Source organism: Coriobacteriaceae bacterium (assembly GCA_025993015.1).
Classification (GTDB): Bacteria; Actinomycetota; Coriobacteriia; order Coriobacteriales; family Coriobacteriaceae; genus Collinsella.
On record DAJPFV010000001.1, the window covers coordinates 239,736 to 262,319 of the forward strand.

19 protein-coding genes and 1 riboswitch are annotated in these 22,584 nt (G+C 58.3%); of the genes, 6 read left to right on the forward strand and 13 right to left on the reverse strand.

Annotated features, from left to right (window positions below):
- Nucleotides 1–109 precede the first annotated feature (109 nt).
- Together OIL77_01055 and OIL77_01060 are read left to right on the forward strand one after the other, a co-directional pair.
- Nucleotides 110–742, forward strand: coding sequence for an MOSC domain-containing protein (locus OIL77_01055; GenBank protein ID HJI44015.1), 633 nt, complete (start codon nucleotides 110–112; stop codon nucleotides 740–742).
- A gap of 233 nt (nucleotides 743–975) precedes the next feature.
- The gene (locus tag OIL77_01060) at nucleotides 976–2,109 is read left to right on the forward strand and encodes a hypothetical protein (protein ID HJI44016.1); all 1,134 of its coding nucleotides are present in this window, start codon (nucleotides 976–978) and stop codon (nucleotides 2,107–2,109) included.
- Nucleotides 2,110–2,146: 37 nt separating this feature from the next.
- Here OIL77_01060 and OIL77_01065 read toward each other — a convergent pair whose 3' ends face one another.
- The 7 genes from OIL77_01065 to OIL77_01095 form a co-directional block, all read right to left on the reverse strand.
- Entirely contained in the window at nucleotides 2,147–3,526 is a 1,380-nt protein-coding gene (locus tag OIL77_01065; GenBank protein HJI44017.1) for a protein kinase, read from the reverse strand.
- Nucleotides 3,527–3,624: 98 nt separating this feature from the next.
- Nucleotides 3,625–4,047, reverse strand: coding sequence for an XRE family transcriptional regulator (locus OIL77_01070; protein ID HJI44018.1), 423 nt, complete (start codon nucleotides 4,045–4,047; stop codon nucleotides 3,625–3,627).
- A gap of 39 nt (nucleotides 4,048–4,086) precedes the next feature.
- Nucleotides 4,087–4,629 (reverse strand): DUF4352 domain-containing protein, encoded by a 543-nt coding sequence (locus OIL77_01075; protein HJI44019.1) that lies wholly within the window; start codon nucleotides 4,627–4,629, stop codon nucleotides 4,087–4,089.
- 164 nt (nucleotides 4,630–4,793) lie between these two features.
- Nucleotides 4,794–5,039: a hypothetical protein gene (locus OIL77_01080; GenBank protein HJI44020.1), complete on the reverse strand. Its 246-nt coding sequence runs from the start codon at nucleotides 5,037–5,039 to the stop codon at nucleotides 4,794–4,796.
- A gap of 107 nt (nucleotides 5,040–5,146) precedes the next feature.
- Entirely contained in the window at nucleotides 5,147–5,488 is a 342-nt protein-coding gene (locus tag OIL77_01085) for a HigA family addiction module antitoxin (GenBank protein ID HJI44021.1), read from the reverse strand.
- Nucleotides 5,460–5,741: a type II toxin-antitoxin system RelE/ParE family toxin gene (locus OIL77_01090; GenBank protein HJI44022.1), complete on the reverse strand. Its 282-nt coding sequence runs from the start codon at nucleotides 5,739–5,741 to the stop codon at nucleotides 5,460–5,462. The genes OIL77_01085 and OIL77_01090 overlap by 29 nt, the downstream gene beginning before the upstream one ends.
- A 102-nt stretch (nucleotides 5,742–5,843) precedes the next feature.
- On the reverse strand, nucleotides 5,844–7,031 hold the full coding sequence (locus OIL77_01095; protein HJI44023.1) for an N-acetyldiaminopimelate deacetylase: 1,188 nt from the start codon (nucleotides 7,029–7,031) through the stop codon (nucleotides 5,844–5,846).
- Nucleotides 7,032–7,175: 144 nt separating this feature from the next.
- Nucleotides 7,176–7,344, forward strand: a riboswitch (Lysine riboswitch).
- Nucleotides 7,345–7,409: 65 nt separating this feature from the next.
- Here OIL77_01095 and dapA point away from each other — a divergent pair.
- The 3 genes from dapA to dapD are packed head-to-tail and all read left to right on the forward strand — an operon-like array spanning nucleotide 7,410 to nucleotide 11,211.
- Nucleotides 7,410–9,719 (forward strand): 4-hydroxy-tetrahydrodipicolinate synthase, encoded by a 2,310-nt coding sequence (dapA, locus tag OIL77_01100; GenBank protein HJI44024.1) that lies wholly within the window; start codon nucleotides 7,410–7,412, stop codon nucleotides 9,717–9,719.
- Nucleotides 9,712–10,452: a 4-hydroxy-tetrahydrodipicolinate reductase gene (gene dapB / locus OIL77_01105; GenBank protein HJI44025.1), complete on the forward strand. Its 741-nt coding sequence runs from the start codon at nucleotides 9,712–9,714 to the stop codon at nucleotides 10,450–10,452. Before dapA ends, dapB begins: the two co-directional genes overlap by 8 nt.
- A 39-nt stretch (nucleotides 10,453–10,491) precedes the next feature.
- Nucleotides 10,492–11,211 (forward strand): 2,3,4,5-tetrahydropyridine-2,6-dicarboxylate N-acetyltransferase, encoded by a 720-nt coding sequence (dapD, locus tag OIL77_01110; GenBank protein HJI44026.1) that lies wholly within the window; start codon nucleotides 10,492–10,494, stop codon nucleotides 11,209–11,211.
- A gap of 246 nt (nucleotides 11,212–11,457) precedes the next feature.
- Here the strand turns inward: dapD and OIL77_01115 are convergent, their stop codons facing one another.
- The 5 genes from OIL77_01115 to OIL77_01135 form a co-directional block, all read right to left on the reverse strand.
- On the reverse strand, nucleotides 11,458–12,462 hold the full coding sequence (locus tag OIL77_01115; GenBank protein HJI44027.1) for a nucleoid-associated protein: 1,005 nt from the start codon (nucleotides 12,460–12,462) through the stop codon (nucleotides 11,458–11,460).
- A 111-nt stretch (nucleotides 12,463–12,573) separates the two neighbouring features.
- The gene (locus tag OIL77_01120) at nucleotides 12,574–13,734 is read right to left on the reverse strand and encodes a DUF2974 domain-containing protein (GenBank protein ID HJI44028.1); all 1,161 of its coding nucleotides are present in this window, start codon (nucleotides 13,732–13,734) and stop codon (nucleotides 12,574–12,576) included.
- A gap of 114 nt (nucleotides 13,735–13,848) precedes the next feature.
- The gene (locus tag OIL77_01125) at nucleotides 13,849–14,799 is read right to left on the reverse strand and encodes an L-lactate dehydrogenase (protein HJI44029.1); all 951 of its coding nucleotides are present in this window, start codon (nucleotides 14,797–14,799) and stop codon (nucleotides 13,849–13,851) included.
- Between the two features lie 201 nt (nucleotides 14,800–15,000).
- The gene (locus OIL77_01130) at nucleotides 15,001–16,164 is read right to left on the reverse strand and encodes an aminotransferase class I/II-fold pyridoxal phosphate-dependent enzyme (protein HJI44030.1); all 1,164 of its coding nucleotides are present in this window, start codon (nucleotides 16,162–16,164) and stop codon (nucleotides 15,001–15,003) included.
- 119 nt (nucleotides 16,165–16,283) lie between these two features.
- Complete coding sequence (locus OIL77_01135) at nucleotides 16,284–18,284, reverse strand: NAD(+) synthase (protein ID HJI44031.1); 2,001 nt, start codon at nucleotides 18,282–18,284, stop codon at nucleotides 16,284–16,286.
- A gap of 509 nt (nucleotides 18,285–18,793) precedes the next feature.
- Between OIL77_01135 and OIL77_01140 the strand changes: the two genes are divergently transcribed.
- Nucleotides 18,794–20,095, forward strand: coding sequence for an IS30 family transposase (locus OIL77_01140; protein HJI44032.1), 1,302 nt, complete (start codon nucleotides 18,794–18,796; stop codon nucleotides 20,093–20,095).
- On the opposite strand, the gene OIL77_01145 is transcribed toward OIL77_01140, so the two are convergent.
- Nucleotides 20,049–22,577, reverse strand: a complete 2,529-nt coding sequence (locus tag OIL77_01145) for a B12-binding domain-containing radical SAM protein (protein HJI44033.1) — start codon at nucleotides 22,575–22,577, stop codon at nucleotides 20,049–20,051. The genes OIL77_01140 and OIL77_01145 overlap by 47 nt on opposite strands.
- Between the last annotated feature and the right edge of the window lie 7 nt (nucleotides 22,578–22,584).

Consider the following 22,584-nt stretch of genomic DNA (forward strand, 5'->3'; position numbering starts at 1 on the left):
GATCAAACTCGGCGCAAAGACAGCGCTCACCGCTGTACGACAACGGGCAATGAACCTACCGTTGTTGTAGGATTCAGTGTATTGACATCCTCGAGCGAAAGGCGCGCACGTGCCCCAAGACCATCCGACCGATAATCCCATTCTCAATGCCGCGAGGCGCGAGCTGGCGGAACGCACACAAACGGCAGCTCCCCTACGCACCGCAAACGATGCTTACAATGGGCCTGCCCGTATCGTCTCAATCAACACGTCGGAGCACAAAGGCACGCGTAAGTCACCCGTCGCCGACGGGCACGACACCGTCATCGAGCAATTTGGCCTCGCTACCGATGCGCACGCCGGACATTGGCACCGCCAGGTCTCTTTTTTAGCCGCGGAGTCCATCCAGACGGCGCAGGCACTCGGGCTCGACGTACACGAGGGTGACTTTGGAGAGAACTTCACCACGCAAGGCATCAATCTACTCTCGCTCCCCCTGGGAACGCAGCTCAAGATTGGCAACGATGTCCTGGTCGAAATCAGCCAAATCGGCAAGGTCTGCCACACCCGTTGCGCCATCTACTATCTCGCTGGCGACTGCATCTTTCCCCACGAGGGCGTTTTCGGCGTGGTACTAAAGGGCGGAGAGGTCCATACCGGCGACGAAATCCAGGTAGTCAAACTCGGCGACGGCACCTGTTCGTTCACCCCCGCCGAGGCCCTCGAAGAGATTGAGCAGGCTCGCCAGAAGGGCACACTGTAGTTGTAAAACCCCACGTTGAGATAGCTTTTACAGCCCAAAACTCCTCTCAAACAGGCCCCGTAACGTTAAAGTTGAACTCTATGGTTTCTCAACAATTCATCATAACTGCAGGTCAAAGCCAAAGCCTCAAGTTCAACTTGACCCTTTGGAACCTTTAAGGTTCAAGTTGAGGTCGAAAGCAGTAGTAGAATACCGTTCGAACCATAACCTACGATTGATTGCAGAGGGACTGGATGCAGCATTCGAATCATCGCGCCGCAGCGCTCATTGCGTCGAAGCCGGCTCGTATCATCACGAGCGCCGCGCTCGCCGTTGCGCTGACGGCCACGCCGATGCTCTCCCCCGTTGCGGCGTATGCCGCCTCGCAGGCAACGCAGGACCAGCTTTCCGCAGCCCAGCAGAAGATCGAAGCCGCCACGAGCGCCTACAACGATGCCCGCACCAAACTCGACGATTTGCAAAAGCAGATTGACTCCAATGAGGCAAGCATCGAGGAAATCGAGGCTAAGCTTCCCGAGCAGCAGGCCAAGGCAAGCTCCGCCATGCGCGATCTGTACAAGTATCAGAAGGGCACCAATCCCATCGTGAGCTTCCTGGTCAACGCGCAGAGCCTGGGTGAGTTCATCACGACCTGTAAATACACCAACCAGATCACGAGCTCGAGCGTCGACGAGATCGAACAGCTCAATAACATGCAAACCGAACTCGAGCAGAACAAGGCCGAGCTCCAGCAGGCCAAGTCTCAGCTTGAGGCAGAGCAGAAAAACGCCGAGGATGCGCTGGCGCAGGCCCAGCAGCTCCGCAGCGAGGCGCAGGCAAAAGCCGAGCAGGAAAATGCCGCCGAGCTTGCCAAGCTTGAGGCCGATAAGGCCGCTGCCGCCGAGAAGCTCTCGGGCGAGGGCGTAAGCGGCAGCAATTCCAGCAGCCAGGCCAACAACGCCAACACCACCATCGACACCACGCCGAACAACTCGAACAGCGGCAACTCCGATTACGACTCGTTCATTAATGAGTGGACGAGCCGCATCGACAACTACCTTGCCGGCTCCCCCATGGCAGGTCAGGGCTATAACTTTGCCGTTGCCGCCTGGAACACCGGTGTCGACCCCCGTTGGTCCCCCGCCATCGCCTGCATCGAGAGCACCAAGGGTGCTTATTGCGCCAATTCTTACAACGCCTGGGGCTGGAGTGCCCGTGGCGGCGGTTGGCGCAGCTTTGGCAGCTGGAGCGAGGGCATCTCCGCTCACGTTGCCTATCTGGGCGCCAACTACGGCTCCACCCTTACCCCGGCAGCGGCCAAAAAGTACTGCCCGCCCACGTGGCAGGACTGGTACAACAAAGTCGCCGCTCAGATGAACCGCATCTAGGTGCAACTGCAAAGGGCCCCAATGGGGCCCTTTTCTTTTAGGTAGCGGAGGTATCGACGACGCCGGTCGCATTGGCAACCGCGACTATGACGATCATGCATAGGAGCAGCACACCCAATGCCTTGAACCAGAGTTTCGCGAGTTTCTTGCCGCGATAGCTGTCGAGCAGTGCGGATCGCCGACGAAGACGGCGCTTATCGAGCAGCGCAAAATGCATAAGCACCATAAGGCCATCGACAAAGAAAAAATACTCGATTATGAGAAGCCACGTCGGGTAGCTTTGGTTTGCTCCCGTGGGGTGAAAGACAGCAAAGTGACTTCCGGCAAAGAACACAAGCAGCGAGAAGCAGACGAGCGTATTCCAAATGCGCCCCAGAGACTCCGGAACGCGAGAGAGCAGACCACATGCAGCGGAGGCGGCGGGACTAGGAAGCCCTGCGGGGTTTTGGGGCCCTTGGGGCGTCAACACCGTCTCCGAGGCCGGAGTACGGACAGGCGCAGGCGCAGAAGGCCGCACGGGGTGAATCAGGTCGTATGCCACGCGCGTCGCCCGTCCCAACGCTTCCGCACTCGCAAAACGTTTGGCCGGGTCGAGCGCCATCGACATGCAGATGACATCGGCAAGTGGAGTGGGAATGCCACGCGCCTCGCATTGCTCGCGCATGTCGAGCCCTGGTTTAGGGTCGACTCCCGTCAAGCAGAAGAACAACAGGGCGCCAAGTGCGTAGACGTCGCTGCGCACACTCGTCTGCCCAAACCCATACTGCTCGGGCGGCGCATAGGGTCGTGTGCCAAACTTGACGGTGTCGGCATCGGCGCCATCGCGCCATACGCGCGCGATCCCTAGGTCGATAATCACCAGCGATGAAAATGTCAGGCCGTCATCAGGCGTATAGTTGGCACCTGTCACGATGATATTCGACGGCTTGAGGTCGCGATGGATCACCGGCGCCGACGTCTCCCCCGCCATTGCAAAACCGGCATGGAGCTCGCCCACGGCGTCGCAAAGGACAGGATACAATTCACGCGCATAATCGGGGGTGGCTCCCAGACGGTCCACCAGAGCCCCGAGTGTCTCCCCTTCGATGTATTCCATAACCACGTTGAGCTCGTCGCCCACACGACGACAATCGACGATTCTGGGCAGGTGCTCAAAACGCCTACCTGCCCGTTGCGCGGCAAACAGACGCTCGTATGCCCCGCCGATTTGAGCCGAAGCATCGATGCGTTTACGGACAAAGGGGCCGAGCGAACCACCGCCGGTTCCTTCAAAGTACACGAGCTCGGTTGTTTCAACGGACGAGCGCTTAAGTACACGCTCCACGCGATAGCTGTCGTCGCGATCGAGCGACGCCAGGTGCTCGGCAAGCGCTGCGGTCAGCTCGTCATCGGAATATGTTGGGGTCTGAGTATCCATAGCCTCCATCATAGCGCAGGGCGCAGACACCCCATGGCATCCGCGCCCCGTTCGTTTGCGTCGTTGTTCGGCAGCTCCGCCAGCTCAGATATCAACCGCTAACTCACCGTCTCCTCGCCAAAGCGATACAGCTCCTCGTTGACCTTTTGGAGGCTGCATCCGCGATCGATACAAAAGATGATAATCGCATCGCGGCGGTCCTTGCAGTTAAGGACGCTTACTCCGGCAGCCGTCAGCGCACGGTTGGTTTCTTTGAGCGTCAGCGCCATCGCAAAGGCAATCTGCAGCACCTTATTGCGACTCGGATGACGCGCACCGGTAAAGATCTGATAGCCAAAGGTCTCATTGAGATCGGCCATACGAACCACGCGCGAGCGCTCCAAGCCCTTTTCCTGCAGTAGCTGCTTCAGGTAGTTCGAAAGCGACGGGGCGGCAAAGTCGTGCTCCCTGATATAGCCATCGATGTTCGGCGCATCGAGAAGTTCATTGAGCAACTCCTCGGTCAGCTTTTTATCGGGCATACGACTTCACCTCCCATACGGCGCAACGGTAGCGACATGCTAGGCCAGCACCCAGCTTGCAGTGGCAGACTTATCAAACATGTTGGCAAAATACAGTGCCTTCTTGATATCGCCATCAAAGTAGATATTGCCCGCCACGGAGCCACCGGCGGAAAGGGTACCAGACTGCAGCTCATCGGAGCCCTCGCTGTAGTAACCCTGATTCTGCTGAGCGCCGTTGGCGTCCTCGCCCTTCCAGTCGTAGATGTTGTAATCTGCGCCCTCATCGCCATTGTTGACGTACGTGACGTGAATGCCCGTCATGGTCGAACCGTCATAATTTGTGAGGCCGGGCTGGACGGAATCGACAACGACGGAAAGACCGGAAGCCGTGGTGACCGTCGCACCAACCGCCAGGTCAGTCGTAGACTGCTCTTCCTTCTTCGCCTCTTCCTTCTTGTCGTCATCGCCAGCGTCCTCGGTGACGGTCGCCTTATCGCTATCACAACCGGCAAGAAGACCGGCAGTCCCCAAGGCGACGGTGGCGAATGCGCCAAGTGCAGTGCGACGGCTCAGCAGCACTTCGTTTTCGAGCTTTTTCATTATGCATCCTTTCTACGATCCGGCTACCGTGCCGGCACACAGCACATCGTAGGAAGGATTAAACTTGAATTCATTAGCTGAGAGCTAAGGTTGCGGTAAACGGCCAATGCAGTTATCCAAACGCCGAGCAAACGCACTTTGCGCGACCGTCTGCTGGCAGCGCATCAAACCACCGCGACGGATTCCCCGGTAAAAGCACTGATCATCAACAGGACAAAGAAAACAAGGTAGCTGGCACTCAGCAGGTACGCAATGATCAGAAAGACGACCCAGCCGACATTGGTTTTACCGTCGGCACGGCGTTGCTCGCGATTGCGGCAGAGCCAAATCGTCACGCCGATGGCAGTGATAAACAGCACGAGCGCCGCCGCGGCAAGCCCGGCAAGCGCAAACATCACGCCAATGCTCACAGCAATAACCGGGAGCAGCAGCAAACCGCACCCGCATCCACCCGGACTATATACGGCAGGCTGTCGGCGTCGCCTCATCGTCACGCCACCCCCATCATCTCTGAGCACTACAGCGCAATGGCCTGCTGAACAGGAACGATCTTATCGAGTTCCGGTTCGATCCGCCTTTTCTCGGCCTCAAGGTCAAACGCCACCTGAGCGCGCAGCCAATAACCATCCGTCAGGCCAAAATAACGGCAAAGACGGAGGTCGGTGTCGGCCGTCACGCGACGTTTTCCCAAGACAATCTGCCCGATACGCTGAGCCGGAATCCCGGTCTCTTTCGCAAGGCGATATTGAGAAATGCCCATGGGAACAAGAAACTCCTCTTTGAGAAGCTCACCAGGAGTCACTGGCGACAGCAAATCGGACGAGGTCTCATCACTTGTGATAATCGACGATTTCGACATTCCAAGCCATCTCCTGTCTCCACTCAAAACAGACCCGATAGCGCTCGTTAACACGGATGCTATATTGACCGGCACGATCGCCCTTCAAAGCTTCCAGGCGATTGCCCGGCGGAACGCGAAGATCATCAAGCGAAGCACAAACCTGCAGTTGGCGAATCTTCCTCAACGCAACACGCTCAAAGGGCACGAACCTCCTGACCCGCACACCCATGGCAAAGCGTTCGGTATCCTCATCTTCATACGATGCAATCATAGTATCGCCTTACGTTAGTAACGTCAAACGTTTCTATAGACTTACATCTCTATTATATCGTACGTTTGTTCGTGTTTTCTAGAACAAATAGTCCTTCACACCTTAGTCAAGCAAAAGCAATCGTTTATAGACATCGAGGCCTGTGAGTAGGATTTCCTCGTCGAAGAGCATGCTATCGGTATGCAGAGCGCTTGTGGCATAGGCGGGGCAGCCATCCGAATCACTCGGGTTGTCTTGGCCCTCTGGCATACCCGTGCCCAGCAGGAAAAACACGCCCGGCAAATGGCGCTGATAGAACGCGAAATCCTCGGCAATTAACAGCGGCTCCTCCATAAGCTGCAGCCCGGGCAAGGCAGGCGCGACGCTGGCAAATAGCTCGGGGTCGTTGTCGACCGGCGGATAGCCCTCGGCAAAGTCGAGATCGTACGTGCAGCCCGTTGCAGCGCAGGCATCGTCCAGCACGCGGCGCACGCCCTCGCGTGCCCGGTCGAACATGTCGTCTGTAAACACACGCAGGCTGCCGGCAACATGGGCCTCCCCCGCCACCGCATTGCAGACGGTGCCTGCCTGCAGCAGGCCGAACTTGCCAATGCAGGGCTCATCGGCACCCAGCTCATCCATCAGTTCGCGCTCGGCAACCAAGAACTTGGCAGCCGCCAGCGCCGCATCGTGCGACTCCTCGACCGGAACGCCATAGGTCTTAGCAATATGGATGCTCGTCCCGTGAATATGAATGTGTGTCTCACTCGAACGCGCCAGCAACGGACCGGAGCAGCTCGCCAACGTGCCGGCGGGCAGATCGGGCCACACATGGAAGCCAAAAATGCGGTCGGCCCCATAGCGCTCGAACACACCGCTCTCGCATACCGTCTTGGCACCACCGGTCGTTTCCTCGGCCGGCTGGAACACAAAGAGAACATTGCGCCTAATGGCGCCCGGATGCTCGCGAATCGTACGGTCGACATACGTCGCGGCGGCAAGCGCCATGGCCATGTGTCCGTCATGTCCGCAAGCGTGCATCTTGCCGGGATGGGTTGAGGCAAAGGCCGCTCCCGTCGCTTCCGCGATGGGCAGCGCATCCATATCGGCGCGAATCGCCGTGGCATGCGCGGCATCAACGCCGGCGTCGAAGAAAGCACAGACGCAGCTGGGGCACGGATGGGTCACTTCGCAGGTGAGCGGTGCCAGCACGCCCTCGATATAGGCAATGGTTTGCGGAAGATCGAAATCGAGCTCCGGAATGCGATGGAGATCGCGGCGATAGCGACGGAGTTCTTGGAGCTCGGTCATAGAGGATCCCTTCGTGAGGCACATCTGTTGCAACTTATTGTGATACAGGATTGTGGCGCACATGTTTCCAGCATATCCCTGCATTTTTTAAACGTTATATACGAATACTCTTGTTTGGTAAAGTGCAACGTGGTAGGGTCGTTACCACTTGATAGAGGCGCGGGCACGAAGAACCGCGGGCGAGCCGGCAGGCTTTGACCCCGTGGGGAGGCGAAACCCGCCGAACTGGGCTTTTCGGGCACGAACAACCTGGTGGGCCTGTGGGAAACACCCACAGGACTGTCTGCAGCAATGCGGGAGCGCTATCCGGACATTGGGTCCACGCTATGCGGATTCGATGCGCAGATGGCGCCGTCTGGATAGCGAGGTTTACGGGACATGGCATTGACCCCCAACGAGGCATATGCGGCCAAGCAGCCGTTTGTGGACAAGGAGACACTCGAGCATATCGTCGAGCAGTTCCCCACGCCGTTTCATCTATACGACGAGGCGGGCATCCGCCGCAACATGCAAGAAGTGCGCGACGCCTTTGCATGGAACCCGGGCTTTAAGGAATACTTTGCCGTCAAGGCCAACCCCAACCCGGCGCTCATCTCCATTCTCAACGAATACGGCTGCGGCTGCGATTGCTCGAGCTATACCGAGCTCATGATCGCCCGCTCACTGGGTATCACGGGACACGACATCATGTTCTCGTCCAACGACACACCGGCTGCCGACTTTGAGCTCGCCGACAAGCTGGGTGCCATCGTCAACTTTGACGACATCAGCCACATCGGGTTCTTTGAGCGCGTTGCGGGGCCCATCCCCAAGACGGTCAGCTGCCGCTTTAATCCAGGCGGCCTGTTCCAGCTCTCCAACGGCATCATGGACAACCCGGGCGACTCCAAATATGGCATGACCACCGAGCAGCTCTTCGAGGCCTTCCGCATGCTCAAGGCCAAGGGCGCCGAGGACTTTGGCATCCACGCATTCCTTGCCAGCAACACTGTCACCAACGACTACTACCCCAAGCTCGCGCGCATCCTCTTTGAGCTTGCCGTACGCCTGGAGCGCGAGACCGGCGCACACGTCGCCTTCATCAATCTGTCCGGCGGCGTCGGCATCCCCTACCTGCCCGAGCAGCAGACCAACGACATTCGCGCCATCGGCGAGGGAGTACACGCGGCATACGACGAGATCCTGGTTCCCGCCGGCATGGGCGATGTGGCGATCTGCACCGAGATGGGCCGCTTTATGATGGGCCCCTACGGCTGCCTGGTCACCAAGGCCATCCACGAGAAGCAGATCTACAAGGACTATATCGGTGTCGATGCAAGCGCCGTCGATTTGATTCGCCCTGCCATGTATGGCGCCTACCACCACATTACGGTAATGGGTCAGCCGGGCGGCGCCGACAAGGCCACAGCGTCCGTCACGAACACCTATGACATCACGGGCAACCTATGCGAGAACAACGACAAGTTCGCTATCGATCGCGAGCTGCCGCATATCGACATGGGTGACCTGCTTGTAATCCACGATACCGGTGCGCATGGCTACTCCATGGGCTACAACTACAACGGACGGCTGCGCTCGGCCGAGGTCCTGCTGCGCCCCGATGGCGCGGCCGACCTCATCCGCCGCGCCGAGCGCCCGGGCGATTACTTTGCCACGCTCGACGTGCTGCCGTGCGGCCGAGAGCTGCTGGCCAAGTCGCGCGCCGAAAGTGCACGCCGTCGCGCCAAAGACGAGCGCTTGGCAGTCGCAGCTCAATGGAACAAACGCATCCAGATCGCAGAGGCGAAGGGGAAGAACATGGACATCCGCAATCTCGAGGGCTCAACCGTCGCCCTAGTTACGCCGTTTAAAAAGGACGGCAGTGTCGACTTTGACGCGCTTGGGCGCCTTATCGATTTCCACCTGCAAAACGGCACCGACGCCATCCTCACCCTAGGCACCACCGGCGAGAGCGCCACGATGACCGACGACGAGGACAACTCCGTTGTCGCCGCGGTGGTCAAGCAAGTTGCAGGACGCGTCCCCGTCATCGCCGGCTCGGGCTCCAACTCCACGCAGACCATGCTCACCAAGTCGCTTACTTACCAGGGCTTGGGAGCCGACGGCCTGCTGCTCATTACCCCCTACTACAACAAGTCTAACGAAGAGGGTATCTATCAGCACTTTAAGACCGTAGCCGATGCCGTGGACATTCCCTGCATCCTGTACAACATCCCCGGTCGTTGCGGCTGCGGTATCAGCGAGCACAACGTAGAGCGCCTGGCCGCACATCCCAACATCATGGGTATTAAGGAAGCCTCGGGCGACGTCGCCTACGCGGCCAAGATCGCTCACCTGCTGTCAGACGACTTCCGCATGTACTCGGGCGAGGACGCGCTTACCGTGCCGCTCATGAGCCTGGGCGCCTCGGGCACCATCAGCGTGTGGGCCGATGTTCAGCCGCAGCTCGTGCACGACATGTGCCACGCCTATTTGGACGGCGACGTGGAGCGCGCCCGCGATATCCAGATTGCCGGTCAGCCGCTCATCAATGCCCTCTTTAGCGAGGTCAACCCCATCCCCGTTAAGGAAGCGCTCGCCCAGATGGGCATGATCGAGGCAAACTACCGTATGCCGCTGTGCCCCATGGCAGACGACACGCGATCCGCACTTACCGATGCTCTGAAGGGAGCTGGTCTGCTTGATTAAGACCGTCATTATGGGAACGGGCCGCATGGGCTCGCTCATCCGCACCACCGCCGAAAGCATTGTCGATGCCGCCGGGCAGCCCGTTTTTGATATCGTGGCCCAGATTGGCTTCGATTTGAGCGAGCTCGAGAACGCACCGGCTGCCGATGTGATTATCGACTTCTCGAACGTCGCGACCTTCGACGCTGTCGTCGCCTATGTCGAGCGCACGGGCGCGGCGTTGGTCTCAGGCACCACAGGCTACACCCCCGAGCAGATGGACCGCCTGCGTGAGCTGGGCCAGAACACCCGCGTTATGCACTCGGGCAATTACTCCATCGGTATCGCAGCCCTGCGCCATCTGGTAGCGCAGGCTACACGCGAGCTGCCCGGCTTTGACTGCGAAATCGTCGAGACGCACCATAACCAAAAGGTCGACGCCCCCAGCGGCACTGCCAAGTTGTTGCTCGACGCCGTCGTCGAAGCCGAGCCCGAGGCAGGCTACCACCCCGTCTATGGCCGCGAGGGCATGTGCGGAGCACGCGATCCCAAGGAGATCGGCATGCACTCGCTGCGCGGTGGCACTGTCGCCGGCGTCCACGAAGTGAGTTTCTTTGGCCAGGACGAGGAGGTCACGCTCACCCACCGCGCCACGAGCCGTCAGATCTTTGTCAACGGCGCCCTGGCAGCCGCGCAGAAGCTCGTCGCCCGCGAACCCGGCTTCTATACGTTCGACCAGGTCATGTTTGCCTAACCAGGTATCAACCGAATCCACCCAAAGGAGAGATAGCGAATGAGCAACGCAGCCGAGATGGATGCCCAGGAGATTATCAATTACATCGCCACCGCGCCTAAAAAGACGCCTGTCAAGCTGTATGTGCGCGAGAAACCCGGCATGAAGGTTGCTTGGGGCGACGCACATGTCTACGGCGGCCGTCGCGGCAAGACCGTCTTTGGCGACTGGGACGAGCTCAAAGCCATCCTGGACGCCAACGCCGATTCCATCGATTACTACGACGTCGAGAATGACTGCCGCAACTCCGCCGTCCCCATGCTCGACCTTAAGGGCATCAACGCCCGCATCGAGCCGGGCGCGATCATTCGCGACCGCGTCGAGATTGGCGACCGTGCCGTCATCATGATGGGCGCCATCATCAACATCGGCTCCGTTATCGGCGAGGGTTCCATGATCGATATGGGCGCCGTGCTGGGCGGTCGCGCCACCGTGGGCAAGAACTGCCACATCGGCGCCGGCACCGTGCTGGCAGGCGTTGTGGAGCCCGCCAGCGCCACGCCCGTCATCATCGAGGACGATGTCATGATCGGCGCAAACGCCGTGGTCCTGGAAGGCGTGCACGTGGGCAAGGGTGCTGTAGTTGCCGCCGGCGCCGTGTGCGTCGAGGACGTCCCCGCCGGCGCCGTCGTGGCCGGTGTCCCCGCCCGCGTCATCAAGATGCGTGACGAGAAGACCGACAGCAAGACCGGTCTCGAGGAAGGCCTGCGCCAGCTGTAGGGTTACGCGGTTTTACCAAACCGCGTAACTAGTCGACGCTACAAACGACCCAGAGCGGCAATCTGACGTTCAATCGTCGGTCGCGTACCGAAGTACGCTTCCCTCCTCTTTCACGTCACCTTGCTCGCTTAGGGGCGTTTTCGCTGACGTATGCTCAACCTACGGCGCAATTCAGCTCCAAGCAAAAAGGCCGAAGCCCTCATCCGAGGCTTCGGCCTTTGTTTTTTTGCAGTGTCCAAGCACAGTTTATCGATTCTCGATGCTGCCGATATTCTTGAGCTCGATGGAGATGAGGCCGTTGGGTTCGTTGACAAACTCGATGTACTCGGAGTTCGAGCCCATCTCGGCCGGGAAGCTGATCTCGATACCCGTGTCGGTACGGATCTTATGATTGCGCACCGCCGCGCGTTCGACCTGCTTGCGCTCCACGGGCACACGCTCAGGCACTTTCTCCTCGGTCAGTGCCGCGCGCACACTCTCCTTGATAACCGGTTCGTCCTCAAAGACCTCGTCGACGATATCCCAAGGCGGCAGCTCCTCGTCATCCTCGACCTTCTCGGCAACGGCAGCCTTAACCTTAGCGAGCGCTATAGCCGTGTTGGCACCGTGCTCCTCGGCGACTTCCTCGACCACACGCGTCACGGTGTCGATGACCTCCTTGCCCGATACGCCCGTGTCGCACTGCAGCAGGCCATCGGGGATAAGCATACAGTCCTCGCCGGCAATCTTGCGCTTCTTGTCCACGTAGCCGATCTCCATGGTACTCGCGCGCACGATGGCATAGCTCGGCACCTTTTGCGAGGGGTTTGGCAGAATGGCGTAGTGGCGCGCGATGTCGTTGCGCACCTCCCCCTCCTCGCGGCCCACTTCGTGCATAAAAGCCTGCTTGGAGCCCAGCAGCATCACGGCAAACCAGCGGGCATCCTCATCGTCGTCAAAATCGGCCACGAGCACGTCGGTGGACTCGGCTTTCTCGGCTTTGGTGAGCTCGGAGGAAATAAACTCCGCAATCTGCTGCGACAGGTCCACGAACTCGCGCTCGCCAAAGAAATAGCCCTTGAGCTCGCCACCAAACGCAGAGCTCTCGGCAAACGTGGCGCGTTTATTGTCGGCCGAGGTGCGTGCGCGGCGCAGATGCGTGGTCACGAAGTTGCGCACGGTACGACTCTCGATATCGAGCTCGCGCTGGCTCATGACGTTGACGGCAGAGTCAAAGTCCAGGATATGCAGAATCGCGTGATTGATTTTCATATACGGCATTCCGTTCTAGATCGATTTCGGCACGAACCAGTATAGCGGTCGAGCCCGCCCCAGGCGCATCGAAGATTGGTGCATCGGGGACAGGTTGCTTTGCACCAATGGCTAGCGCAGGAGCTCGGACTGCCAAGTCTCGAGCTGTTCTGCCAAACTCTTGCCGGCAGCGGGCATGTCGATCTGGGGTCGTTTGGGCAGCAGTGCGCATTTAAGGATTGCCGCGATGGTCTGCGAGACAAAGCGTCGCGTATCCTTGTCAAAGCCTTGCGTAGCCTGGAGCATCACGGGCAGGCTCTCGCGCAGATTCCCAGCGATATCCGCAAACCGCTCAGCACCCGTAGCCTCAAACACGGAGAACAACGCATCTACAAAACGCTCGCGCTCGCTAGGCGACACTGCAAGCAGCATCTCGCGAATAGAGCCATCAACGTATCGAGCACCGGCGGACAGGCGCTCGCAGTACACGAAGTCGCGACCATCAACCACCCAGCTAAAGGGATTGTGTTGCAGCAGGCTGAACTCGGTGCTCTCAACGATGGCATAGTCCTCCTGTGTCTCGAACATCATGCCAAAGATCGACGACCGAGGTAGCGTCTTGTCGATTCGACCGGAAAGATCGGCAAAGGCGTCGCCGTTCAGGAACTCCTCGACGAAACCCGGACCATCATGGGAATATGCCCGTTCGATTCGCTCACGGGCGACATCGGAGCACATTGCCGCACCGTACACCGCAAGGTTTCCACCCTTGGAATGACCTCCGCACAAAAGCGGCCCGTCAATCGCATCCGCCGCCTCGTCCACATAACGTGCCGCGGATTCCTGGGCCGGCACAGGACACCGGAACGCCATGTTAAAGTCCTCTTTCCAACCCACAATCGTGCTGTCGGTCCCCCGGAAGGAAAGGTAACTAAACCCCGCCGGAAACCGGAACGCCATGGCTGCAAACTGCTCCGTCGCCACCACATCGCTCACAGCACGATAGCCGCAAACGTGCACGCCACGGTAGCGAGGACTTGCTGCCACGGCCTCCAACAAGGCCCTGCTCCCCTCCGGGTCCCACAAGTCGTCAATCATGTCCCGATAGCACTCGGCACGCAGCAGCTCGCGTACGTCCAGGCCCTGCCAGTTCGTCAGCTCCGCCATATCACCCGGCAAACGCAAATAGGACAACCACGCAAAGACCAGGCTATCCACCGCGCAGAACGGCCGCTCCTCAAACGGATCAAACGCCGTCTGGGCATAGGTCAAAAAATTAGGCGAATCCGACATGGCCCTCCCATCGACTATAGTGCATTGGGGTCAGGTTACTTTGCACCAAAAAAGCGCCCGGGCCGCGTGGACTCGGACGCCTTCATTGTAGCTTTTCGCTCTAGCGAGCTTGATTTAGCAGGAGAAATCGACGCTGTCGATGATGTCCTTGAGGGCCTTGGCGGAGACGGTGAGCTCATGCTGCTCGTCATCGTTCAGCGGCACGGGGACGCGGCAGACAACGCCGTCGCGGCCAACGACGGTCGGCATGGAGATGGCAAGATCGGACAGGCCATACTCGCCCACCATGAGCGAGGAGACAGGCAGAACGGTCTGCTCATCGCGCATAACGGCGGTGCAGATGCGCTTGACGGCCATGGCGACGCCATAGTAGGTGGCGTGCTTCTTCTCGATGATGGTGTAGGCGGAGTTCTTGACGTCCTCGGCGATGCGCTTCTCGGCGGCCTCATGCTCCAGATGGCCGTGAAGCTCGCAGAAGGTGTTCAGCGGCACGCCGGCAACCTGGGCGCTGGACCAAGCGACGAACTCGGAGTCGCCGTGCTCACCCATGACATAGGCCTGAACGTCGCGCGGGTCAACCTCGACGTGGGCACCAAGCATCTGCTGCAGACGGCCGGTGTCGAGCACGGTACCGGAACCGATGACGTGGCCCTCGGGCAGGCCGGACATCTTGATGGCGGCGTAGGTCAGAACATCGACCGGGTTGGAGACGATGAGCAGAATGCCGTCGAAGCCGGACTTCTTAATCTCGGGGATAATGGACTTAAAGATGTTGACGTTCTTGTTGACCAGGTCCAGGCGGGTCTCACCGGGCTTCTGGGCAGCGCCAGCGGTAACGACAATCATGGCGGCGTCGGCGACATCGGAATAATCGCCGGCGTAGATCTTCATCGGCTCGGCAAACGTCATGCCGTGCGCGATATCCAGGGCCTCACCCTCGGCGCGGTTCTTGTCCACGTCGATGAGGACCATCTCGGAGAACAGACCACTCTGCATCAGCGCGAACGCCGAAGACGAACCGACGAAACCGCAGCCGACAATAGCGACCTTCTTCTCGTTAACCATTAGAAACTCCCATCTCTCTCCACAAACAAGCCGCCCGGGAACGACCCGAGCGGCTTGTCGTAATCCCAATACATCCAATCGGGACTTTGATTATGCTCCTATTCGCAGCCAAAAATCGACCGTTTACCGAAATTGTTTGCAGGATTCGTAAAATAACTGCACGAAATCGGTTTCGATATATTGACGAGGCGAAATAGCTTTCTAATACAGGCCCGCCTCGCGAATGGCCTCGACAGCCAAAGCAATCTGATCGGGCGGCAGGACCAGCGCCATGCGCACGTGCCCCTCGCCCGAAGGACCAAAGCTCGCGCCCGGCGTCACCACAACGCCGGCCTTCTCCATGAGCTCCTCGCAAAACGCCATGGAATCGGTGCGACCACCGGGAAGCTTGGCCCACACAAACATGGAGCCATGCGCGTTGGGACGCTCCCAACCCAGGTCCTCAAGACCGTCGCACAGGGCATCGCGGCGCTCCTGGTACTTCAGACGCTGCGCCTCGACCTCATCGCGCGGACCGTTCAGGCAGGCGATAGCAGCCTTCTGGATCGGGAAGAACATGCCAAAGTCGATCTGGCCGCGCAGCTTGGCAAAGGCAGAGACCACGTCCTCGCGGCCGACCAAAAAGCCAATGCGGGCACCGGTGACGTTAAACGACTTGGAAAGCGAGAAGAACTCCACGCCCACCTCGAGCGCACCGGGATACTGCAAAAAGCTGCCACCCGGCTCGCCGTCGAACACGATGTCGGAGTACGCGTTGTCATGGACGATGAGCAGGTCGTGCTCGCGGGCGAAAGCGATGATCTCCTCGTAGATCTCGGGCGTGCCCACCGAGCCCACCGGGTTCGCGGGCAGCGACACGATCATATACTTGGCACGATCGGCCACCTCGGGATCGATACCCGCCACATAGGGCAGGTAATTGTGCTCGGCAACCAGCGGATAGTACTCGAGCTTGGCATCGGCGATCTTGGCACCCGCCTCAAAGACCGGGTAGCACGGATCGGGAACCAAAATAGTGTCACCCGGATCGAGCAGGGCCAGGCCCAAATGACCCACGCCCTCCTGCGTGCCGTTGCACGACTGCACCATGGACGGTGTAATGCCCGAAACGCCAAAGCGGCGCTCATAGTAATCGCACACGGACTGCTTGAGTTCGGGCAGGTCGCGCAGGGCATACTTCCACATCTCGGGATCTTGCGCCGCTTGAGTGAGCGCCTCGACCACGTGGTCGTACGGCTTAAAGTCGGGCGTGCCCACGCTCATGTTATAAATGGTCTTGCCCTGAGCCTTCAGCGCAAGCAGTTTGTTGTTGAGCGAGGCGAAGACCTCCGCGCCAAAGCGGTCGAGACGCTGCGATGCCTGCATGGTGCCACCTTTCGATATAAAAAAACGCGGCGCTCCGACAAGAGCGCCGCGCGATACGGGCCATCAGATTGCAAAAGTGTAACGCTTGCAACCCCCGTATTGGTTCAATTTAGCCAACCTTAGTCAACCGGATTGAGCGCATCGATCTGCGCAAGCCACAGACGCGAGCTGGCGTCACTCGGCATACGCCAATCGCCGCGCGGGCTGAGCGTCACCGAGCCCACCTTGGGACCATCGGGCAGGCAGCTGCGCTTAAACTGCTGGGCAAAGAAGCGACGGTAGAACGTACGTAGCCACGTGTGGACGGTCTTGGCGTCGTAGGCGCCCTCGAAGCTCTTGAGCGCCATGCGGTAGATCTTGCCCGGCTCAAAGCCAAAACGCAGCAGGTAGTAGAGGAAGTAGTCGTGCAACTCGTACGGGCCCACCAAATCCTCGGTCTTCTGCGCAATCTCGCCGTCGCCCGTGGGCGGCAGAAGCTCGGGGGACACCGGCGTATCGAGGATATCGAGCAAGACCTCGGCAATGCGCCCGCCAAAGACATCGGCGGCATAGCGTACCAGATGGCGCACAAGCGTCTTGGGCACGCTCGCGTTGACGGCGTACATGCTCATGTGGTCGCCGTTATAGGTAGCCCAGCCGAGCGCCAGCTCCGACAGGTCGCCCGTGCCAATGACAAAACCGCCAGCCTGGTTGGCCAGATCCATCAGAATCTGCGTACGCTCGCGCGCCTGGCTGTTCTCGTAGGTCACGTCTTGGACGGCCGGATCGTGCTCAATGTCCTTGAAGTGCTGCTCCACAGCCGCGTGGATCGAAACCTCGCGGAAGCTCACACCCAGGTCGCGAGCGAGCGACTCGGCATTCGACTTGGTGCGATGCGTCGTGCCGAAGCCGGGCATGGACATGGCTGTGATACCAGTGCGCGGCAGCCCCAGTGCATCGAAGGCACGCACGGTCACAAGCAGCGCTAGCGTGGAGTCCAAGCCGCCCGAAAGGCCGATAACCGCAGCCTTGGTACCCGTGTGGGCAAGGCGGGTCTTGAGGCCCGCAGTCTGCAGATCGAGGATCGTCTCGCAGCGCTCGGCCAAGTCGCCGTGGTCGGCCGGCACAAAGGGCGCGCGCGGGAAAACGCGGTCGATATCGCAGGCATCGCGCAGGACAGGTTCTTCGGCCAGCACGCCCTCAAACGAAAATTCAACGGTCGTGGCCTCCGGCGCATCGTCCGCGCGCGTCCACGTCGTCGAGCGACGGCGCTCGGCAACCAGACGGTCAAGATCGACATCGGCGACGGCCATATCGCAGGTAAGCAGTTTGGTCGCGGCGAGCTTCGAACCGTTTTCGTAGACAAGGTTCTCGCCTGCAAAGACCATGTCGGTCGTGGACTCGCCCTCGCTCGCGTCCGCATAGGCATAGGCGCAGTACAGGCGTGCGCTCTGGTTAGAGATGAGGCTGCGGCGATAGTCTGCCTTACCGATGATTTCGTCCGAAGCCGACGGGTTGAGAATCACCGTCGCACCGGCAAGCGCCATCTCGGTCGAAGGGGGCGCCGGCACCCACAGGTCCTCGCAGACCTCAACGCCCAGCACCATATCCTCGGCACCCTCGTCACAGCAGCGGTAGACAAGCTCCGAACCCAGCGGAACCGGACCCTGACCGGCAAACTCGACCCACACAGGATCTGCGGGCGCCGGAGCAAACCAGCGGCGCTCGTAGAACTCGCCATAGTTGGGCAGATGCTTCTTGGCCGTGAGGCCCAAAAGCTCGCCCGCGCAGCACACGGCGGCGCAGTTGTAGATATTCTCGGCAACCGCAACGGGAAGACCGATGGTAAAGACAATCGGCAGCTCACGAGTCTCATCGAGGATATGCATCAAAGCAGCCTCGCAGGCATGCAGCAGCGTGCGATTATGGAACAGGTCGGCCGCGGTATAGCCGCACAAGTTGAGCTCGGGCAGCACCAGCGCGCGAACGCCGCGCTCGGCAGCCTCGCGAACAGCCGCCAATGCAACCTCGACATTGTCCTCGACATCGGCAACGCGAATCTGCGGCGACGCCGCCGCCACACGCAAAAAGCCATCGTTCTTATTAGCCGAAACGCAGCATTGCCTTGTTGATCTGGACACTGGAGGCCCCTTCTACCCTGAGATTCAGTCTAACGGACGTTCACATATCTCTAACTAGCCAAAGCAACCTCCCAGTTTACTGAGAGGCCAACCTGTGCTAAGAGCATGTATTTCAATAATATCTTTAATTAAAAAGGAGAAATCGATAATCGACTTCTCCTTTAAGCGAGGCGAGTAAATTTCGAAACTAATGGCAGAATTTATCCATGTAGTCCTCAAAGTCGAACACTTCTACCACGACGCCCTCTTCCTGAAACTCTTTCAGTTGCTCCAAGAGATCTTTGTTAATAACGTCCATGCAGAAACCTCCTCTATCTAATCAATTGTAGTATATCTGCTTTCATGCAATTATCAACCAACTTGTTTAGTTGCTCCTCGTTTGCCGATAGTCCCTTGAATATCAACTTCATCCGAACACCTCCCATATTCATCCGTACATGTACGGATGAATATGGGAACCCGATACCCTGAGGGCCGGATCGGCCGGCCCCGGGAGATCGGAGGACGTCATGTCCGGAAAGAGCGGAAAGAGCGGGAAGGGCGCCGCGAGGGCGGTCCCGAGGGCCTACGGCAGGCTCACGAGGCACGAGCGGGACACGGTCCAGAGGATGCTGGAGCGCGGGGCCTCGTGCAGGGAGATCGCGAGGGAGCTGGGCAGGTCGCCCTCGACGGTGAGCGCCGAGGTGGCGTCGCACAGGTTCGTGACGGCGCCGAAGCCCAGGCGCGGCGAGCGCGTGGACGCCTCCGCCGACCTGTCGGCGGCCTGCCCGCGCCTGGCCGCGTGGCCGCGATGCTGCAACGGCTGCGGCCGGTACCGCGCGATCGGCTGCAAGCGCCGCCCCCACGTCTTCTACGAGGCCCGGGCCGCGCAGCTGTGCGCGGACTCGGTGCTCGTCTCGTCCAGGCGCGGGATCGACGCCGACGAGCCGGCCGCGGCGGCCAGGCTGGAGGCCATCAGGGACTGCCTGCGCCGGGGGCTCTCGCCCGAGCAGATGGCCGCATGCAACGGAGGGCCGGTGGACCTGTCGCCGTCGACCATCTACCGCTGGGTCGCGGCGGGCTACGACGGCATGACCAACATGGAGCTCAGGCGCAAGGTCGGCTACAGGCCGAGGAGGCGCGCCGCCGGGCGGGCGGCCACGCGCCACTCCGCCCGCAGGTCGCATGCCGCGTTCCTCGCCCTCGGGGAGGACGCGTGCGCCGCGGCCTGGGAGATGGACACCGTCGAGGGCGCCCGGGAGGACTCGGCCTGCCTGCTCACGCTGCTCCACCGCCCCAGCAGGCTCCAGCTGGCGCTCCTGCTCGGGGAGAAGACCTCCGGGTGCGTCGCGGCCGCCCTGGAGGGCGTCCGGGCGGTCCTCGGCGCAGACGGGACGCGCCGCGTGTTCCGCGCCGTGCTCACCGACAACGGCGCCGAGTTCTCCGACGAGGGCGCGATCGCCGCGCTCCTCGGCGAGGGGCCCGGCGAGACGAGGCTGTTCTACTGCGACCCGCGCCGCAGCGACCAGAAGGGCGCCTGCGAGCGCAACCACGTCGAGATCAGGAAGCTGCTGCCCAAGGGCGCCGGGCTCAGGTTCGACCGGCTATCCCCGGCCGACATGGCGCTCGCCATGTCGCACGTGAACTCCGAGCCCCGCGGCGCGCTCGGCTTCTCGACGCCCGCGCGCGCCTTCAGGGCGATGCTCGGGGACGACGCGGCGGCGCTGCTTGACGCCTACGGCGTGGAGGATGTGCCTCTGGCCGAGCTCGACCTGACGCCGGGACTCATCGAGAGGGCGCGCGCAGAGAGGGGCGATGCCCCGCTGTCCTAGCCTGAAGGGAAAAAAGGAATAGGCGGACCGACCGTCCGGCTGAGTCTGGGAAGAGGCGCCGGACGGAGGGCGGAGCATGGCCACCGGACCCATCGAAACACATCTCCACCGTTCCTTCAACTGGGAAAATGCCGCCCCCGGGGCCCGCGAGGGGCCTCGGGGGCGTTCGGGTAGCTGCGGGAACGGCCTGTCCGCCTAATGTGTTCGGCTGAGATCGGAAATCAACCTTTGCCGATAGTCCCTCTTTTTTCAAAATGTCGCGCACCTCGTTCTTAGTAATCGGCTTTTCAAACAACGAAAGCAAAGCGAACGAAAAATCATTAACCGCACACATTCTATGGGTGGCACAACTCAGCAGTACTCTTAACCCCTCTTTTGAGCGTCCGACTTCTTTCACAAACGAACTTTTAACCAATTGAAAACCATTATCGTGCATTACATAATCGGCATCGATATTTGTATTCAGCAATCCATAATGCAACAGTTCTTCTATCGCCCTTGTCAGCTCGAGGTCGCCCTGATCAAGGATAAGAGAAATGCTACAATCGGCCTCCAATAAACGGGCCAACTTAAGGTATACCAACTGGGAAACAGCATAGACATGATGGTATTCAGAATTATAGAAGTAGGCAAATGGCTCAACGAGCACGACAGAGGTCTTGGAATCCAGCCAGATTCGATCAGCTGGATTTAGACTAGTTAGCCGTCGCTTTACTTTGGTCAAATGTCCCTTATACCTGACAGCGTGAATAGAATCTAGGATCCAGGTCACCTCTGAAATATGAAGCCGCTGGGGCAAGTCAATTGTGTCGCTACCGTTTATGACCTCTTGCATATAAAAATCAATATGATGCTCATCAGATAAGGATTTTGCTTCATTTAAAGTTAAACCAGTGCCTGAAACATAATCCACTTCGAGGCGCAAATCCTCATATTGGGACTTCGGCATTACAGAGACACCATACTTATCGGGATGATTCCAAACATCCGACCCCATAACGAGACCAAAATTCGTAAATCCTCTCGTGGAATATGGAACACCACATACCTGTTTTGAATAATTCAAAACATTCTCTGTATAAGCTAAGGTGTTCAGAGCCTCTTCTTTAGTTTCGGTCGGAAAGCCAATCATAAAGAATAGATGAACAGGAATACCCGCATTGAGACAATCATGGATATTGCGATCAATCCAATCAACTCTCGTGTTCTTCTTCATTAGATCAAGAACTCTTTGGTTGTATGACTCGAGGCCAAACTGAATCTGCCTACATCCACTTTGGTATATCTTGTTGAAAACGTCTGTACTTAGGGTTGGAGAGAACCTCGTTTCTCCATGCCAGAAAAACGTTTTTCCCGATGCGTTTATTTCATCCGCGAGTTGCTCCATTCTTTTGCCTTCGAATGTTTCATCCACAAAAGAGAAAACTCTCGTGCCGTATTTTTCATTTAACCGACACATTATTTCAAATACTCTCGATATAGGCATCTTTCGGTAACAACCACCGGTAGCACCGGGAATGGTGCAGAAGGCGCAATGATTAAAACACTGCCTAGAGGAATAAACCGGCAATATTAACTCAGGCATGAAGTATTTAGAAAGGGCGAAGCCATCGAAATCGGGAACTGTATCGTTGATAAATGTTTGCTCAATCCGATGGTTTTTATATATCTTTCCACCTTTAGCATGGCAAAGGTTTGGAACACAGTCGAGATTGTCATCACCAGAGTCAAGAGCCTCAAGAAGACGTGCAAGCGGCTCTTCGCCGTCATACATCATTATCGAATCAATGTATTCAAAAAAGGGATGCCATTCTTTCATGCAGTCATCTGCTAAACGAGTAATGTAATTGCCGCCCAATGAGACGTGTTTAACAGATGGACATTCTTCTTTAATCAGTTTCGCTAACGTAACTGCAGAAATCAATTGGAAACAGCCGCTCACCGAAATCCCAATAAACTCGATTTTTTCCCTCTGAATACGCTTAAGAAAGGCAGTTTCATAGAAGGAAATAAACGGATTATGCAAGGTATCCGCAAGCGATTTCATTATTTCTGGTGTCGAATAATAATCATAGGGCAGATCTATGGAGTTGAACGTGTATTTAACTCCATATGAGACGTGATTTATGATATAGAGTGCATTTCTAAAAATGTTTTCAGCATATTGTCTTTCTTTTAGATTAAAGTATCTCTTCGATCTGAAAATATCTTTTGCCTCGTCAACATTAAGTGCTGACTTTTGTATCAACTCGATTGTTAATTGAACATTCGAACTAAACGAATCCTTTGATTCCCGATACCTTTTACAGCACTCTTCGACATGTCTAAAAGATAGGAGGTCATCGTAAAATTCCACGTTTAAGTCAACAATGTCAACTTTGTATTGTTCAACCTCTTGAAGATATGACTTCAAAACAGGCAAGGCAAGATACGGCCCCACTGGACTCCATCCTGGGGGAAATACTAAAAGCGTTTTAGGCATATCAACG

What these genes read in the sequence shown, in the direction of transcription:
- OIL77_01095 (HJI44023.1), bottom strand. Translation starts at nt 7,031, where the DNA reads ATGACCGAGCTCCAAGAACTCCGTCGCTATCGCCGCGATCTCCATCGC.
- OIL77_01145 (HJI44033.1), bottom strand. Translation starts at nt 22,577, where the DNA reads ATGCCTAAAACGCTTTTAGTATTTCCCCCAGGATGGAGTCCAGTGGGG.
- OIL77_01070 (HJI44018.1), bottom strand. Translation starts at nt 4,047, where the DNA reads ATGCCCGATAAAAAGCTGACCGAGGAGTTGCTCAATGAACTTCTCGAT.
- OIL77_01090 (HJI44022.1), bottom strand. Translation starts at nt 5,741, where the DNA reads ATGATTGCATCGTATGAAGATGAGGATACCGAACGCTTTGCCATGGGT.
- OIL77_01075 (HJI44019.1), bottom strand. Translation starts at nt 4,629, where the DNA reads ATGAAAAAGCTCGAAAACGAAGTGCTGCTGAGCCGTCGCACTGCACTT.
- OIL77_01065 (HJI44017.1), bottom strand. Translation starts at nt 3,526, where the DNA reads ATGGATACTCAGACCCCAACATATTCCGATGACGAGCTGACCGCAGCG.
- OIL77_01085 (HJI44021.1), bottom strand. Translation starts at nt 5,488, where the DNA reads ATGTCGAAATCGTCGATTATCACAAGTGATGAGACCTCGTCCGATTTG.
- OIL77_01125 (HJI44029.1), bottom strand. Translation starts at nt 14,799, where the DNA reads ATGGTTAACGAGAAGAAGGTCGCTATTGTCGGCTGCGGTTTCGTCGGT.
- OIL77_01060 (HJI44016.1), top strand. Translation starts at nt 976, where the DNA reads ATGCAGCATTCGAATCATCGCGCCGCAGCGCTCATTGCGTCGAAGCCG.
- OIL77_01120 (HJI44028.1), bottom strand. Translation starts at nt 13,734, where the DNA reads ATGTCGGATTCGCCTAATTTTTTGACCTATGCCCAGACGGCGTTTGAT.
- dapD (HJI44026.1), top strand. Translation starts at nt 10,492, where the DNA reads ATGAGCAACGCAGCCGAGATGGATGCCCAGGAGATTATCAATTACATC.
- dapA (HJI44024.1), top strand. Translation starts at nt 7,410, where the DNA reads ATGGCATTGACCCCCAACGAGGCATATGCGGCCAAGCAGCCGTTTGTG.
- OIL77_01140 (HJI44032.1), top strand. Translation starts at nt 18,794, where the DNA reads ATGTCCGGAAAGAGCGGAAAGAGCGGGAAGGGCGCCGCGAGGGCGGTC.
- OIL77_01115 (HJI44027.1), bottom strand. Translation starts at nt 12,462, where the DNA reads ATGAAAATCAATCACGCGATTCTGCATATCCTGGACTTTGACTCTGCC.
- OIL77_01130 (HJI44030.1), bottom strand. Translation starts at nt 16,164, where the DNA reads ATGCAGGCATCGCAGCGTCTCGACCGCTTTGGCGCGGAGGTCTTCGCC.